12 protein-coding genes are annotated in these 15,547 nt (G+C 64.7%); 4 read left to right on the forward strand and 8 right to left on the reverse strand.

Annotated features, from left to right (window positions below; genetic code table 11):
- Position 1: 1 nt before the first annotated feature.
- From sucC to YU9_RS0111645, 5 genes are all read right to left on the reverse strand, one after another.
- Positions 2-1,198 (reverse strand): ADP-forming succinate--CoA ligase subunit beta, encoded by a 1,197-nt coding sequence (sucC, locus tag YU9_RS0111625; protein ID WP_027572982.1) that lies wholly within the window; start codon positions 1,196-1,198, stop codon positions 2-4.
- A 205-nt stretch (positions 1,199-1,403) separates the two neighbouring features.
- Positions 1,404-2,372: a malate dehydrogenase gene (gene mdh, locus YU9_RS0111630; RefSeq protein ID WP_027572983.1), complete on the reverse strand. Its 969-nt coding sequence runs from the start codon at positions 2,370-2,372 to the stop codon at positions 1,404-1,406.
- A 198-nt stretch (positions 2,373-2,570) separates the two neighbouring features.
- Entirely contained in the window at positions 2,571-3,758 is a 1,188-nt protein-coding gene (gene zapE / locus YU9_RS0111635; RefSeq protein WP_027572984.1) for a cell division protein ZapE, read from the reverse strand.
- 180 nt (positions 3,759-3,938) lie between these two features.
- Complete coding sequence (thpR, locus tag YU9_RS0111640) at positions 3,939-4,475, reverse strand: RNA 2',3'-cyclic phosphodiesterase (protein ID WP_027572985.1); 537 nt, start codon at positions 4,473-4,475, stop codon at positions 3,939-3,941.
- 174 nt (positions 4,476-4,649) lie between these two features.
- Complete coding sequence (locus tag YU9_RS0111645; protein WP_027572986.1) at positions 4,650-5,285, reverse strand: arylesterase; 636 nt, start codon at positions 5,283-5,285, stop codon at positions 4,650-4,652.
- 55 nt (positions 5,286-5,340) lie between these two features.
- On the opposite strand from YU9_RS0111645, the gene YU9_RS0111650 reads away from it, so the two are divergent.
- The 4 genes from YU9_RS0111650 to YU9_RS0111665 all read left to right on the forward strand — a co-directional run bounded on the left by YU9_RS0111650 (position 5,341) and on the right by YU9_RS0111665 (position 10,449).
- Positions 5,341-6,063, forward strand: coding sequence for an ABC transporter ATP-binding protein (locus YU9_RS0111650; protein ID WP_027572987.1), 723 nt, complete (start codon positions 5,341-5,343; stop codon positions 6,061-6,063).
- Positions 6,060-8,630 carry an ABC transporter permease gene (locus YU9_RS0111655; protein ID WP_027572988.1) on the forward strand — a complete coding sequence of 857 codons (2,571 nt, stop codon included), beginning with the start codon at positions 6,060-6,062 and terminating at the stop codon, positions 8,628-8,630. The genes YU9_RS0111650 and YU9_RS0111655 overlap by 4 nt, the downstream gene beginning before the upstream one ends.
- Positions 8,631-8,900: 270 nt before the next feature.
- Positions 8,901-9,692 carry a Bax inhibitor-1/YccA family protein gene (locus YU9_RS0111660; protein ID WP_027572989.1) on the forward strand — a complete coding sequence of 264 codons (792 nt, stop codon included), beginning with the start codon at positions 8,901-8,903 and terminating at the stop codon, positions 9,690-9,692.
- Between the two features lie 226 nt (positions 9,693-9,918).
- Entirely contained in the window at positions 9,919-10,449 is a 531-nt protein-coding gene (locus YU9_RS0111665; RefSeq protein WP_027572990.1) for a GNAT family N-acetyltransferase, read from the forward strand.
- Between the two features lie 145 nt (positions 10,450-10,594).
- Here YU9_RS0111665 and YU9_RS0111670 read toward each other — a convergent pair whose 3' ends face one another.
- From YU9_RS0111670 to acnA, 3 genes are all read right to left on the reverse strand, one after another.
- Positions 10,595-10,963, reverse strand: a complete 369-nt coding sequence (locus YU9_RS0111670) for a DUF2794 domain-containing protein (protein WP_027572991.1) — start codon at positions 10,961-10,963, stop codon at positions 10,595-10,597.
- A gap of 619 nt (positions 10,964-11,582) precedes the next feature.
- Positions 11,583-12,359 carry a thioredoxin family protein gene (locus YU9_RS0111680; RefSeq protein ID WP_027572993.1) on the reverse strand — a complete coding sequence of 259 codons (777 nt, stop codon included), beginning with the start codon at positions 12,357-12,359 and terminating at the stop codon, positions 11,583-11,585.
- 233 nt (positions 12,360-12,592) lie between these two features.
- Entirely contained in the window at positions 12,593-15,313 is a 2,721-nt protein-coding gene (acnA, locus tag YU9_RS0111685; protein WP_027572994.1) for an aconitate hydratase AcnA, read from the reverse strand.
- Positions 15,314-15,547: the final 234 nt, after the last annotated feature.

Below are 15,547 nucleotides of genomic sequence, written 5' to 3' on the forward strand. Positions count from 1 at the left end.
GTTAGCCTCCCTTGACGGCCTTCACGATCTTCTGCGCGGCGTCGTCGAGATTGTCGGCGGGCACCACGTTCAGTCCGGATTCACGGATGATCTTCTTGCCGAGCTCGACATTGGTGCCTTCCAGGCGGACCACCAGCGGCACGCTGAGGCCGACTTCACGAACGGCGGCGGTGACGCCCTCGGCGATCACGTCGCACTTCATGATGCCGCCGAAGATGTTGACCAGGATGCCCTTCACGTTGGGATCGGCGGTGATGATCTTGAACGCGGCCGCGACCTTCTCCTTGCTGGCGCTGCCGCCGACGTCGAGGAAGTTCGCCGGAGACATGCCGTAGAGCTTGATGATATCCATCGTCGCCATGGCGAGACCGGCGCCGTTGACCATGCAGCCGATGTTGCCGTCGAGGGTGACGTAGTTGAGGTCGTGCTTGGACGCCTCGATTTCCTTGGCGTCCTCCTCGGTCTCGTCGCGCAGCGCGAGCACATCAGGGTGACGGAACAGCGCGTTGTCGTCGAACGACACTTTTGCGTCGAGCACGCGGAGCTGACCCTGCTTGGTCACGACCAGCGGGTTGATCTCCAGCATCGACATGTCCTTGGCGACGAACGCCGCATAGAGCTGCGCGGTGAGCTTCTCGGCCTGCTTGGCGAGATCGCCGGAGAGTTTCAGCGCGTTCGCAACCGTGCGGCCGTGATGGCCCATGATGCCGGTGGCGGGATCGACCGAGAAGGTGACGATCTTCTCGGGCGTATTGTGCGCGACGTCCTCGATGTTGACGCCGCCCTCGGTCGAGACGACGAAGGAGACGCGCGAGGTCTCGCGGTCGACCAGGATCGAGAGGTAGAATTCCTTGTCGATGTCGGAGCCGTCCTCGATGTAGAGGCGGTTGACCTGCTTGCCGGCGGGGCCGGTCTGCACGGTCACCAGCGTCGCGCCCAGCATCTGCTTGGCGAATTCGGCGACCTCGGCGGCCGACTTGGCGATGCGGACGCCGCCCTTGTCGCCGGCGCTGGCTTCCTTGAACTTGCCTTTGCCACGGCCGCCGGCATGGATCTGGCTCTTCACCACCCAGACCGGGCCGGGCAGGGCCATGGCCGCAGCGTCTGCGTCGGTGGCACTCAGGACCGGAACGCCCTTGGAGATCGGCACGCCGAACTCGTTCAGCAGCGCTTTGGCCTGATATTCATGGATATTCATATGGTCGCTCCCTGAACCCGCGGGCGGTGACCTCTAGGGCCCACCTCAGTCTTGTGGCTGGCATACCATATACCACAGGAACTGCAACCCGGATTCTTTGACTTCGAGATCTCTGGACTGCGAACCGGAACCCCCATCAGCCGGGGCCCGGAAGTGAAACCGCCGAAGACCGGTTTTCGATCTTCGGCGGGGTATTGTCTGCGCCTTAGCGGCCGAGAAGATCGGGTGCGATCTTCTTGCAGGCGTCGACCAGGCCCTGCACGGCGCCGACCGACTTGTCGAAGGCTTCGCGGTCCTTGCCGGCGAGCTCGATCTCGACCACGCGCTCGACGCCCTTGGAGCCGATCACGACGGGCACGCCGACATACATGTCCTTCACGCTGTATTCGCCGTTGAGATAGGCGGCGCAGGGCAGCACGCGCTTCTTGTCCTTCAGATAGCTCTCGGCCATCGCGATGGCGGACGCGGCCGGGGCGTAGAAGGCCGAACCGGTCTTGAGCAGGTTGACGATCTCGGCGCCGCCGTTGCGGGTGCGGTCGACGATCTCATCGAGGCGCGCCTGCGAGGTCCAGCCCATCTTGACGAGGTCGGGCAGCGGAATGCCGGCGACGGTGGAGTACTTCACCAGCGGCACCATGGTGTCGCCGTGGCCGCCGAGCACGAAGGCGGTGACGTCCTCGACCGAGACGTTGAACTCGTCGGCCAGGAAGTAGCGGAAGCGCGCTGAATCCAGCACGCCGGCCATGCCGACGACCTTTTTGTGCGGCAGGCCCGAGGCCTTCTGCAGCGCCCAGACCATGGCGTCGAGCGGGTTGGTGATGCAGATGACGAAGGCGTCGGGGGCGTACTTCTTGATGCCGGCGCCGACCTGCTCCATGACCTTGAGGTTGATGGAGAGGAGGTCGTCGCGGCTCATGCCGGGCTTGCGCGGCACGCCGGCGGTGACGATGCAGACCTTGGCGTTGTCGAGCGCCTCGTAGGAGTTGGCGCCGGTGTAGTGCGCGTCGAAGCCGTCGACCGGCGAGGACTGCGCGATGTCGAGCGCCTTGCCCTGCGGCACGCCCTCGGCGATGTCGAACATCACGACATCGCCCAGTTCTTTCAGGCCGATGAGATGAGCCAGCGTTCCGCCGATCTGACCGGAGCCAATCAAAGCAATCTTGTCGCGCGCCATGTGAACCTGTCCTTTAGACACGTAAGGAGGGGAAAACTGAGACGGGTGGTTATCCCTTTCGCCTCCCCCGTTCAAGTCGGTGGATGCCCAATTGTCGGGTTTGCCGAGATTCCGGCCAGCAGACCCTCAGCCGTCATTCCGGGTTCGCGCTGACGCGCGCCCCGGAATGACAGCGGTACCTTTCGACGGGAATAGGACTTAAGTCTCCACCAGGCCCTTGGTCGAGCCGCTCGCGGTGGAATCCTTGCGGCCGTGAGGCAGCGCCAGATAGGTTTCCGAGCTCATTTCGATCAGGCGCGAGGCGGTCCGTTTGAACTCGTTGGCCTCGTTGCCCTCGGTGGCGAGGTAAAGCGAGATCGGATTGGCATCGGCCGAGGCCATCAGCTTCACGGCGTTGTCATAGAGCGCGTCGATCAGCGTGATGAAGCGCTTGGCCGCGTTGCGCTGGGAGAAGTCCATCACTGGAATATGGTCGACCAGGATCGTGTGATAGTCGTGCGCCAGCCTGAGGTAGTCGGATGCACCGAGCGGCTTCTCGCAGAGGTCGGCGAACGAGAACCGCGCCACGCCATGGGCCGAGCACGGCACGTGCAGGATGCGGCCCTTGATCGAAATGTCGCGCGGCTTGCATTGGGCGCCGCCTGACATCCGCTTCCAGGCGCGGTCGAGCGCGGCGTCCGCTTCAACGTCCGCCGGTGTCAGCCACATCGGCACGCCCTGCAGTTTCTCCAACCGGAAGTCGGTGCGCGCATCGAGCCGCGCAACGTCCATGTGGTCCGTGATCTGCTTGATGAAGGGCAGGAACAGCGAGCGGTTGAGGCCGCCCTTGTAAAGATCGTCGGGCGCGACGTTGGAGGTCGCGACCACGACGGTGCCGAGCTCGAACAATTTCGCGAACAGGCGTCCGAGGATCATCGCGTCGGCGATGTCGGTGACGTGGAATTCGTCGAAGCAGAGCAGCCAGCTCTCCTCGAAGATCGCGTTCGCCGTCAGCGCAATGACGTCGCCATCGGCGATCTCGCCGCGCGCGATGCTCTGGCGGTAGTCGTAGATGCGCTCGTGCACATCCGCCATGAATTCGTGGAAATGCGCGCGGCGCTTGTGCTCGACCGAGGCGTGCTGGAAGAACAGATCCATCAGCATGGTCTTGCCGCGGCCGACCTCGCCATGGATGTAGAGGCCGCGCGGCGCATCGTCCTTGCCATTGCTGCTGAACAGGCGGCCGAGCAGGCTCTGCTTGCGCTGCGGCTTGTAGGTGGCGAGCCGCTGGTCGAGCGCCGCATAGGCCTCGGCGACCTCGGCCTGCGCGGCATCCGGCTCGATCGCGCCAGACGCGATCTCGGCCTGATACGCTTCGCTGAATGGGGAACTGGGGGTCGAGAGCATGGCCCTTTACCGCCAGAGACCGCGGCAAATTGCAAGCCGTGAATCGAGGCCAGAGGTATGCGCTTTCGTGTCCCGGACGCGCTGCAGCGCTCTTGCGCTGCTGCGCAGAGCCGGGACCCACTATTTCGTTCATCGCGGAGCGCTGGGCCCCGGCTCTACGGCCCGGGCACGAGAGCGAGGCTACTCACACAGCTCGTAGGCGTCCTCGACCACATACGGGCCACCGCCCGTGGATGCGCGCGAGGAGAACAGCACGAACCGCTCGGCCATGAACGCCTTGCTCGGGAAGTAGCCGCGCAGCGAGAGATAGTCGGCGACGTCGCGGTCGGAGGCGTCGTGCAGGCGGGCCAGCGTCACGTGTGGGATGAACTTGCGCCCTTCCGGGTCGAGGCCGATCCGCTGCATCATGCGTTCGAGCTCGGCCTGCAATTCCATCAGCGGCTTGCTCGGCGCGATGGTCGCAACGACCGCGCGCGGCTTGCGGCCGCCGAAGCTGGTGAGGCCCTGCACCTTCACCTCGAACGGCTTGCGGTCGACGCGAAACAGCATCGAGGCGATCTCGTTGGCGGAAGCGCCGTCGATATCGCCGATGAAGCGCAAGGTGACGTGATAATTTTCGGGATCGATCCAGCGGGCGCCGGGGAGGCCACCTCTCAAGTTGGAAAGCGACTGGCCGATCTCGGCCGGAATTTCCAGACCCGTGAACAAACGCGGCATCGTTTCGCACTCCCGATGCTTGGGTACAGCCCTCGAGCTAAGGACCATATCCAAATTAGAGCCGGCGACGAATCACCGGTACCCTGATTCCTATCGCAGTTGTGTGACTCTGCGAAGCTTCGCCCGCCTCGCCCCCGTAAATCCCTGGGAATTAGGGTTGGCGCTGCCTGCTTTTCAACGCCGCTGCTCAGCGATCGTGCCAACGAATGCCTCCACCATGGGCATGATGTTGCCGACGATGATGTCGACGCCGGCCGCAGTTGGATGAATGCCGTCGGCTTGGTTGAGCTTGGCGTCGGCCGCGACGCCCTCGAGGAAGAACGGATAGAGCGGCACGTCGAATTGTTTCGCCAGATCCGGATAGATCGAATTGAAGCGCGCGGCATAGTCGGCGCCGTAATTCGGCGGCGCCAGCATGCCGCACAGCATCACCGCGATCTTGCGCGCCTTGAGCCGCTGGATGATGTCGGTCAGCGCGGCGCGCGTCAGGTCCGGATCGATGCCGCGCAGCGCGTCGTTGGCGCCGAGCTCGACGATCACACCATCGGTTCCATCGGGCACCGACCAGTCGAGCCGGTCGCGGCCGCCGGAGGTGGTGTCGCCGGACACCCCGGCATTGGTCATGTCGACCACTAAACCTTTGGCCTGCAAGGATTTTTGAAGCCTTTGGGGGAACGCCTCCTGGGCCGGGAGGCCGAGACCGGCGCTCAAGGAATCGCCGAGAACGACAAGCTTGACCGGTTTTGTCGCGCCCGCCCAAGCGGGGGGCGCGATCGTCATCAAGGCGAGCATCAACACGGCTATGTGCATGAACAATCCGTAACGCCTCTCGACCCCGCGTGCGGAGTTGCCATATGACCGGACCATGGACACTCGCATCGATCCCTCTTCGCTCGCCACGACCGCGATGGACACCATCGCCATCTCCAACGTCAATCTCTCATTGGGCGCGGGCGCGGCACGCGTTCACATCCTCAAGGATATCAGCCTGCGGGTCGCCTCGGGCGAGACGATCGGCCTGATCGGCCCGTCAGGCTCGGGCAAATCCACGCTGCTGATGGTGATGGCGGGGCTGGAGCGTCCTGATAGCGGAGAGGTGGTGGTATCAGGCACGGCTTTCAATGCCCTCGACGAGGACGCACTCGCGCGCTTCCGCGGCCGCCAGGTCGGCATCGTCTTCCAGTCCTTCCACCTGATCCCGACCATGACGGCGCTGGAGAATGTCGCGGTGCCGCTCGAGCTTGCCGGCAATCCCGATGCCGCCAAGCGCGCGGCGCAGGAGCTGCAATCGGTCGGGCTCGGCGACCGCCTGCATCACTACCCGACCCAGCTTTCCGGCGGCGAGCAGCAGCGCGTGGCGCTCGCGCGCGCGCTGGCGCCCGATCCCGCGATCCTCGTCGCGGACGAGCCGACCGGCAATCTCGACGAGGCAACCGGAAAACAGATCGTCGATCTCCTGTTCAGCAAGCACGCCGAGCGCGGCATGACCTTGGTGCTGGTGACGCACGATTCCTCGCTCGCGCATCGCTGCGATCGCGTCATCCGCCTGCGCTCCGGGCGCATCGACACACAGTCTGCGCCAGCATGAGCGCAGCAGTCGAACCATTGGCGAAGCCGGGCGGCGTCGCGCTGTCGCTGCGCTACGCGGTGCGCGAATTGCGCGGGGGCTTGCGCGGCTTCTATGTCTTCATCGCCTGCATCGCGCTCGGCGTGATGGCGATCGCGGGCGTCGGCTCGGTGTCGGCGAGCCTCTCCGATGGTCTTGCCCGCGAAGGCCGAACGCTGCTCGGTGGCGACGTCTCCTTCGTGCTGTTCCAGCGCGAGGCCAAGCCCGAAGAGGTCGCCTTTCTGCGCTCGCGCGGCACCGTCTCGACCGCCGCCACCTTGCGCGGCATGGCACGCTCGGCTGAAGGCAAGCTCGCGCTGGTCGAGATGAAGGCCGTCGACGACACCTATCCGATGCTGGGACAGCTGACGCTGGCGCCACAGCTGCCGATGGCCGATCTGCTCGCGATGCGTGACGGCGCGTTCGGTGCCGCCGCCGATCCGACGCTGCTGGCACGGCTCTCGCTTAGGAACGGCGACCGCGTCACGATCGGGTCCGCAACGTTCCAGATCCGCTCCACCGTCGAAGCCGAACCTGACAAGCTCGCCGGCGGCATCGGCTTCGGGCCGCGCTTCCTGATCAGCGAGGCGGCCTTGCGCGCCACCGGCCTGATCCAGCCCGGCAGCCTGGTGCGCTGGGTCTACCGGGTCAAGCTGCCCGACACCGCGAACAACGAGCGCGCCACCGAAGCCTTCATCGCGGACGCGCGCAACGCCGCGCCGCAGGCCGGTTGGGAGATCCGCAGCCGCTCCAACGCCTCGCCGCAGCTCGAACGCAACATCAACCGCTTCACGCAGTTCCTGACCCTGGTCGGGCTCGCCGCGCTGCTGGTCGGCGGTGTCGGCGTTGCCAATGCCGTGAAGAGCCATATCGATCGCCGGCTCGAGGTGATCGCGGCCCTCAAGGCCGTCGGCGCGACCGGGCGCGACGTCTTCGGCATCTATCTTGCGCAGGTCATCCTGCTCGCGGGCATCGGCTCGGTGATCGGCCTTGCGCTCGGCGCCGCCATGCCCTTCGCCATCGTCGGCCTGTTCGGCAAGCTCTTGCCGCTGCCGGTGGTGCCGGCCGTGCATGCCGACGAGCTCGCGCTGTCCTTCGTTTACGGCCTGCTGACCGCTCTCGCCTTCGGCCTGTGGCCGCTCGGCCGCGTGCACGACGTGCCGGTGGCCGCACTGTTCCGCGACATCATCAGCTCGGAATGGCACCGGCCGCGCGCGAGTTATCTGGGGCTCATGGGTGTGGTGATCGCGCTGCTCATCGCGGTCGTGATCGGCCTGTCGTTCGACAAGCGCATCGCCGCGGTGTTCGTGGCCTCCTCTGTCGTCGTGTTCGCTCTGCTGCGCGGCATCGCCGCCCTGCTGATGACAATCGCGCGGCGGCTGCCGCGGACGCGGCTGCCGATGCTGCGGCTTGCGATCGCCAACATCCACCGGCCGGGTGCGCTGACGCCCTCGGTCGTGCTGTCGCTCGGCCTCGGGCTCGCCGTGCTCGTCACCATCACCCAGATCGACGGCAATCTGCGGCGGCAGTTCCTCGCCGCCCTGCCCGACCGCGCACCGTCGTTCTTCTTCATCGACATTCCGAGCACACAGGCCGAGCAGTTCGACGCCTATCTGCGCCAGATCGCGCCCGGCGCGAAGGTCGAGGACGTGCCGATGCTGCGCGGCCGTATCGTCGCCGCACGCGGCGTGCGCGCCGAGGAGCTCAAGCCGACCACGGATTCCGAATGGGTGCTGCAAAGCGACCGCGGCCTGACCTACACAGCTGAGCTGCCGAAGGGCTCCAAGGTGGTCGAGGGCGAGTGGTGGAGCGCGGACTATTCCGGCCCGCCGCTGGTCTCGATGGAGAAGAAGATCGCCGACGGGCTTGGCCTCAAGCTCGGCGACGAGGTGGTGGTCAACGTGCTCGGCCGCGACATCCCGGCGAAGATCAGCAATCTGCGCAACATCGACTGGCAGGGGATGGGCATCAATTTCGTCCTGGTGTTCTCGCCCAACGCCTTCAAGGGCGCGCCGCATACCCATATCGCGACGCTGACAGAGACGGGCGGAAATGCGGCAGGCGACGGCAAGATCATCAAGGAGGTCGCCGACGCCTACCCCATGGTGACGAGCGTGCGCGTGCGCGAGGTGATGGAGACGGTCGGCTCGGTCGTGACCAATCTGGCGCTGGCGATCCGCGGCGCCAGCGCCGTGACCCTGATCTCGGCGATCCTGGTGCTGGGCGGCGCGCTCGCTGCGGGCCATCGTCACCGGGTCTATGATGCGGTGATCCTGAAGACGCTGGGCGCGACGCGGCTGCGGCTGCTCGGCGCCTATGCCCTCGAATACCTCCTGATCGGGCTCGCCACCGCGGTGTTCGGCGTGATCGCCGGCAGCATCGCGGCCTGGATGATCGTGACGCGGCTGATGACGCTGAGCTTCGTCTGGCAGGCCGGCAGCGCGGCCGGCGTGGTCGCGGCCGCCCTGGTCGTCACCGTCGGGCTCGGGCTCGCCGGCACGCTGCTGGCGTTGAACAAGAAGCCCGCCACGGTGTTGCGGAATTTGTGACAAATGGTAGCGGCTGGCCGTGCGGGAGCGAAATCGCACGATTCCTGCGATTAACCACGTCCGCCCGTCAGGATTGTGGGCGAGGGCGACATTCGGCCGCGCGTGGACGGTTGCAGCGAATGTGTTAGTTTCCCACATATCGAATGGGTTCGGAGACCCGATTGTTAGCCAAAATTTAGTCGGCTGGCATCGGTATCCGAGATAGAATTTGACGAACCGGCGGCATGGCGACCCTCATGCCGGACCGGACCAACCAACGGGAATTCGACCATGTCGGACCTAGACCGTAACTACGCTTCTCCTTTCGGCAGGGCCGCCGGGCGTGTTGACGCCGCGACGGTCGATGCCGGCCTGCGCGCTTACATGCTGCGCATCTACAACTACATGAGCGTCGGCCTCGCCATCACCGGCCTTGCCGCGCTCGGCGTCTACATGGCCGCCGTGACCGACGTTCCGACCCCGGAAGCGGTCCGCGTCGGCAAGCTGTTCCTGACGCCGTTCGGCTACGCCATGTTCGTCAGCCCGCTGAAGTGGCTGTTCATGCTCGCGCCGCTCGCGATGGTGTTCGTGATCTCGGCGGGCATCAACCGTCTCGCCCCCTCGACCGCCCAGATCCTGTTCTGGGTGTTCTCGGCGCTGATGGGCATCTCGCTGTCGTCGATCTTCCTGGTGTTCACGCACACCTCGATCGTGCGGGTGTTCTTCATCACCGCGGCGACCTTCGGTGCGCTCAGCCTCTACGGCTACACCACCAAGCGTGACCTGACCGGGATGGGCTCGTTCCTGTTCATGGGCCTGATCGGCATCATCATCGCGAGCCTGGTGAACCTGTTCCTGGCCAGCTCGATGCTGCAGTTCATCGTGTCGGTGGTCGGCGTGCTGGTGTTCGCGGGCCTCACCGCCTGGGATACCCAGCGGCTGAAGAACGACTACATCTACGGCTACGCCTCGGCCGGCGGTGAGATTGCAGAGCGTGCGGCCATCACCGGCGCCCTGTCGCTGTACCTGAACTTCATCAACCTGTTCACGCTGCTGCTGCAGCTCCTCGGCCAGCGCGATTAAGCGCAACGACGAGAGAACGGACACGAACCCCGGCCGAGAGGCCGGGGTTTTTGTTTGGCCCGTGGCCCACCCACATGCGCCGTCATTGCGAGGAGCCCTTGCGACGAAGCAATCCAGAGCCCCTCCGCGGATGCATTTCTGGATTGCTTCGCTACGCTCGCAATGACGGGAGTGGAGACGCCGAGGCCCCTTCCAGCAGCCGGGCGAAGGTTCTAATCTTCCCCTTATGTCCGCCCCCGAAATCAGGCCCACGACCGAGGCCGACCTTCCCGCCATCACCGCCATCTACCAGCAGGCCGTCCGCGAGGGCACCGCGACGTTCGAGCTGGAGCCGCCCGACCTTGCCGAGATGACGCGCCGCTATCGTGTGCTGATCGACGGCGGCTATCCCTACTTGGTCGCCACGCTGGACGGCCGCATCGCCGGCTATGCCTATGCCGGCGCCTACCGCCCGCGGCCGGCCTACCGCTTCACGGTCGAGAACTCGATCTATCTCGATCCCTCTTTCCACCGCCGCGGTGTCGGCTCTGCGCTGCTGGAGCGGCTGATCGCCGAATGCGAGGCGCGCGGCTTCCGCCAGATGATCGCCGTGATCGGCGATTCCGCCAATGCCGGATCGATCGGCGTGCACACCCGGTGCGGCTTCAAGATGATCGGCACGCATCCCAATGTCGGGCTGAAATTCGGCCGATGGCTCGATACCGTGATGATGCAGCGTGACCTCGGCGAGGGCGCGCGCACGGTGCCGGGGAATTAAGGGCGCCTGTCATTCCGGGGCGCGCGAAGCGCGAACCCGGAATCCGGAAGTTATGAGCGAGCGATATGGATCGAGATTCTCAGGCGCGCAATCGCGCGCCGGGGTTCGCAACTTCGTCGCGCCCCGGAATGACGACCGAAGGTCGTCACACCACCGCCAGCTTCCGATCGATCACCAGCAACACCCGCTCGAGCTCATGGCCGCGGCGCAGGATCAGGCCCGTCGCCGAGATCACGCTGTACATGCCCTGTTTGCGCGCGAGCCGCGGATCCTTCTCGATGCGATAGATCGGCACTTCGGAGGCGCGGCGATAGACCGAGAACACGGCGCGGTCCTTCAGAAAGTCGATGGCGTAGTCGCGCCACTCGCCGTCGGCGACCATGCGGCCATAGAGATTGAGAATACGGTGCAGCTCGAGCCGGTTGAAGGTCACCCGGTTCGGCTGCGCATTCGCGGCGGGGCGCGCCGCCGCGCGATGCTCGCTCGGATCGGCATCCTCCGACATCAGGCTCATGGGAAGCGCCTCCTCATCGCACGGCAATGACCCGCGTCCGCGAAGACCGTCCCCGGAAACCGCGGATCATGACAGTTGCATGATTGCGCCAACCGCTGTCCTCCGCAAGGCCTCTCGATGGAACTCGGCTCAGAGCCCAACGAGCCGAGCGGCTCAACCGGTGGAATCGGGTGCCAATCGGACCACACGCAGGGGTGGAACTCTTTCGCGGCAAACCGTCACGGGATCGTGCTCAAGAATCTTAGTCTCGCCGCTTTTCCGCCAAGCGCCTGCCGCCCTGCATTGCGAAAAGGTGCACGTGCGTTGACCCGGTCCTTTCGGTTCCGGATTCCTCAGCCCCCAGCCCCCCGGGGTCGAACAGGATCGGGTCTGTACGCACGGCAAGGAGGGCCAACGCAAGTTGGTCCTTTTTTGTTTGTGTCGGGATGGTTCCGGCCTTCGTCTCATCAGCGCGAGAACTCTCTCCCCTCATTCTGAGAGCCGCGCTCTTTGCGCGGCGTCTCGAAGGATGCAGGGCCGAGCTGCATCGGCGGGGCCTTTCATGGTTCGAGACGCGCGCAAGGGCGCGCTCCTCACCACGAGGAGTGAGAGCGAACGCAGCGCTGGAAGGAAATTCGAATCAGTGCAGCGACGTGTACGCCGCGCCGAGCATCGGGCCCGGCTTCTCCCGGCTGCCGTCCTGGACATAGACCACCGCGCCATCGACGCCGTCGCGCGTGAGGTTCTCGATCGGCACCGTCCAGCTTTCCGGACGGCCGGTCCAGTCGCCGACCTTGAGCAGGTTGCGCACCACGTTGTGATAGGTGACCTGCTGTCCGCGATTCTCGCCGCGGGTGATAGCGATCGGCACCGACTTGGCGATCGAGCAGATCCAGACTTCGCCGCGCGAGACCGCGGGCTCCTTGCTTGCGGCCACCGAGACGTTGATCTGCTTGCCCGAGAGTGACATCGTCACCGGCACGCTCATCACGCCGGTGCCCTTGTCGGTCTTGCCGATCGCACCCTCGATGCCGGCGCGGTCGCTGCCGATCACATGCGTGGAGCCGTTGACGACGACTTGCGGTGTATAAACTTCGCGGTCGCCGCGCATGCGCGAATAGGCACGCTGCCGTGCAGAGAAGCGCGAATCCGCCAGCGTGTCCTTCCAGCCGAGATAGTCCCAATAGTCGATCGGCATGCTCAGCGCGATGACCGAGGGATCTTTGGAGAGATCGCCGATGATCTGGTCGGCCGGCGGACAGGACGAGCAACCCTGCGAGGTAAACAATTCGACAACGGCGCGGGGATCAGCCTCGGCGGGGCGGATGACGGCGATGATCGCACAGATGCCGAGAGCTCCCGACCAGAGGGCACCAGACCAGCGCGAAATCGGATAAGTAGCCGTCATTGTTGTCATGTCGAACGCCGCACACCATTGCTCGTGAGAGGGAAAATCTTATCGCCTGATGGTCACCGTAGTCTTACGGGGGCGCGGCACTTTCGTCCGTCCAGGCAACCGTCCAAGGGAGGTTTTCCGCCGGGCGGGCCCGTCTGAAGCATGCCGCAAACGCGCGAAGGCGGCCTTTGATAGGCCGCCTTCGTTTAGGCTTCTACTCACTTCGCAGTGAGCCATCGTTCACAAATCCGCGCTTACGCCGCGAGCTTGCGCAGCACGTAGTGTAGGATGCCGCCGTTGCGGTAGTAGTCGAGCTCGTCCAGCGTATCGATGCGGCAGAGCAGCGAAACGCGCTGCAGCGAACCGTCGCCGGAGACGATCTCCGCGATCAGCTTCTGGCGCGGCTTGAGGTCGCCGACGAGGCCGCGGATGGTCACCTTCTCGTCGCCCTTCAGGCCCAGCGACTGCCAGGAGGTGCCTTCCTCGAAGGTCAGCGGCAGCACGCCCATGCCGACCAGGTTGGAGCGGTGGATGCGCTCGAAGCTCTGGCAGATCACGGCGCGCACGCCGAGCAGGCGCGTGCCCTTGGCGGCCCAGTCGCGCGAGGAGCCGTTGCCGTATTCGGCGCCGGCGAACACCACCAGCGGCACCTTGTCTTCCTGGTACTTCATCGCGGCGTCGTAGATCGACATCTGCTCGCCGTCTGGCCAGTGCTTGGTCAGGCCGCCCTCAGGGATGTTTCCATCCGCGCCCTTCAGCATGAAGTTCTTGATGCGGATGTTGGCGAAGGTGCCGCGCATCATCACTTCATGGTTGCCGCGGCGCGTGCCGTACTGATTGAAGTCTGCGGGGCGCACCTGGTGCTCGCTGAGATATTTGCCGGCGGGCGAGGTGAGCTTGATCGAACCGGCCGGCGAGATGTGGTCGGTGGTGATCTTGTCGCCGAACATGGCGAGGATGCGCGCCTCGACGATGTCGGTGACCGGCTCCGGCTCCTTCTTCATGCCTTCGAAGTAGGGCGGATTCTGCACATAGGTCGAAGACATGTTCCAGCGATAGGTCTCGCTCTCGACCGTCTTGATCTTGCGCCAGTTGGTGTCGCCCTTGAACACGTCGGCATATTTCTTCTTGAAGATCGACGCGGTCACGAACTTCTTCATGAAGGCGTTGATCTCCTTGGCCGTCGGCCAGATGTCCTTCAGGTACACCGGCTTGCCGTCCTTGCCCTCGCCGAGCGGCTCGGTGGCGAGGTTCTTGGTGACGCTGCCGGCGAGCGCGTGCGCAACGACCAGCGGCGGCGAGGCCAGATAGTTCGCCTGCACGTCCGGCGAGACGCGGCCTTCGAAGTTGCGGTTACCGGAGAGCACGGCAGCGGCGACGATGCCGTTGTCGTTGATCGACTTCGAGATCTCCTCCGGCAGCGGACCGGAATTGCCGATGCAGGTGGTGCAGCCGAAGCCGACCAGGTTGAAACCGACCTTATCGAGATCCTTCTGGAGGCCGGAATTGGCGAGATACTCCGCCACGACCTGGCTGCCCGGGGCGAGCGAGGTCTTCACCCACGGCTTCGCTTTCAGGCCCTTGGCCGCCGCGTTACGCGCGAGCAGGCCCGCACCGATCAACACGCTGGGATTCGAGGTGTTGGTGCAGGAGGTGATCGCCGCGATCACGACGTCGCCATGACGGAGATCGAAGTCCTTGCCTTCGACCGGGAAACGCTTCGCCGGCTCCTCGGCCTTCTTGTATTCACTGGCGAGCGCGAGCGAGAAGCCTTCGGCCACCGAGGGCAGCGCGATGCGGCCTTCGGGACGCTTCGGACCGGCCATCGACGGCACGACGTCGCCGAGGTCCAGTGTCAGCAATTCCGTGAACACCGGATCGGGCGATTTGGCAGTGCGGAACAGGCCCTGCGCCTTGGCATAGGCCTGCACCAGCGCGACGCGCGCCGCGGCGCGGCCGGAGGTCTTGAGATAATCGAGCGCGGCGGCGTCGACCGGGAAGAAGCCGCAGGTCGCGCCGTATTCGGGCGCCATGTTGGCAATGGTCGCCTTGTCGGCGACCGAGAGGTGGTCGAGGCCGGGGCCGAAGAACTCGACGAACTTGCCGACGACGCCGAGCTTGCGCAGCATCTGCGTCACCGTCAGCACGAGGTCGGTCGCGGTGACGCCTTCCTTCAGCGCGCCCTTCAGCTTGAATCCGACGACGTTCGGCAGCAGCATTGACAGCGGCTGGCCGAGCATGCAGGCCTCCGCCTCGATGCCGCCGACCCCCCAGCCGAGCACGGCGAGACCGTTCACCATGGTGGTGTGGGAATCGGTGCCGACCAGCGAATCGGGATAGGCGACCTCGAAGGTGCCGGTCTTCTTGCCGACCGTCATCTTCTCCTTCTTGGTCCAGACGGTCTGGGCCAGATATTCGAGATTGACCTGGTGGCAGATGCCGGTGCCGGGCGGCACGACGGAGAAGTTCGAGAACGCCTTCTGGCCCCACTTCAGGAACTCGTAGCGCTCCTGGTTCTGCTTGTATTCCTCGGTGACGTTCTTGCCGAAGGCCTTGTTGTCGCCGAAGAAGTTCACGATCACGGAGTGGTCGATGACGAGGTCGACCGGCACCAGCGGATTGATCTTCTCCGCATCGCCGCCGAGCTTCTGCATCGCGTTGCGCATCGCGGCGAGGTCGACCACCGCCGGCACGCCGGTGAAGTCCTGCATCAGGACGCGCGCCGGGCGGAAGGCGATCTCATGCTCCAGCGACTTCTTGCGCAGCCATTTCGAGACCGCGACGATGTCTTCCTTCTTGACCGAGCGGCCGTCCTCGTTGCGCAGCAGATTCTCGAGCAGGACCTTCATCGAATAGGGAAGTTTGGAAATTCCCTTCAGACCATTCTTCTCGGCCGTGGGCAGGCTGTAATAGACATAGGTCTTGGCGCCGACCTTGAGGGTCTTTTTGCATTTGAAGCTGTCGAGCGAGGTCATGAAAGGAGATCCCAATTGTTAGTTATACCCGGCAGGGTATTTTAACACCGTCAGCGTATCAGGCTGGGCCGCTTGCAGGGGCAGGTTGAGTTGCTGCATCAAGTAGTTCCGGGCTTATAGAAGCTTTCTAACCGCGCCGCCACAGCCACAATCGTGCCGCAGCAATTGCTGAGCCAAAAATTCCCATGCGCTACCCCAAGATTTCCTGAGGCCTGGCCGTGAGCGGGTTGAAAC

Origin of the sequence: Bradyrhizobium sp. WSM1743 (assembly GCF_000473065.1) — a bacterium.
In the GTDB taxonomy this organism is placed as follows: Bacteria; Pseudomonadota; Alphaproteobacteria; order Rhizobiales; family Xanthobacteraceae; genus Bradyrhizobium.

Excerpts from the sequence above, each read along its gene's own strand:
- sucC (WP_027572982.1), bottom strand. The coding sequence starts at position 1,198 with ATGAATATCCATGAATATCAGGCCAAAGCGCTGCTGAACGAGTTCGGC.
- mdh (WP_027572983.1), bottom strand. The coding sequence starts at position 2,372 with ATGGCGCGCGACAAGATTGCTTTGATTGGCTCCGGTCAGATCGGCGGA.
- zapE (WP_027572984.1), bottom strand. The coding sequence starts at position 3,758 with ATGCTCTCGACCCCCAGTTCCCCATTCAGCGAAGCGTATCAGGCCGAG.
- thpR (WP_027572985.1), bottom strand. The coding sequence starts at position 4,475 with ATGCCGCGTTTGTTCACGGGTCTGGAAATTCCGGCCGAGATCGGCCAG.
- YU9_RS0111645 (WP_027572986.1), bottom strand. The coding sequence starts at position 5,285 with ATGCACATAGCCGTGTTGATGCTCGCCTTGATGACGATCGCGCCCCCC.
- YU9_RS0111650 (WP_027572987.1), top strand. The coding sequence starts at position 5,341 with ATGGACACTCGCATCGATCCCTCTTCGCTCGCCACGACCGCGATGGAC.
- YU9_RS0111655 (WP_027572988.1), top strand. The coding sequence starts at position 6,060 with ATGAGCGCAGCAGTCGAACCATTGGCGAAGCCGGGCGGCGTCGCGCTG.
- YU9_RS0111660 (WP_027572989.1), top strand. The coding sequence starts at position 8,901 with ATGTCGGACCTAGACCGTAACTACGCTTCTCCTTTCGGCAGGGCCGCC.
- YU9_RS0111665 (WP_027572990.1), top strand. The coding sequence starts at position 9,919 with ATGTCCGCCCCCGAAATCAGGCCCACGACCGAGGCCGACCTTCCCGCC.
- YU9_RS0111670 (WP_027572991.1), bottom strand. The coding sequence starts at position 10,963 with ATGAGCCTGATGTCGGAGGATGCCGATCCGAGCGAGCATCGCGCGGCG.
- YU9_RS0111680 (WP_027572993.1), bottom strand. The coding sequence starts at position 12,359 with ATGACAACAATGACGGCTACTTATCCGATTTCGCGCTGGTCTGGTGCC.
- acnA (WP_027572994.1), bottom strand. The coding sequence starts at position 15,313 with ATGACCTCGCTCGACAGCTTCAAATGCAAAAAGACCCTCAAGGTCGGC.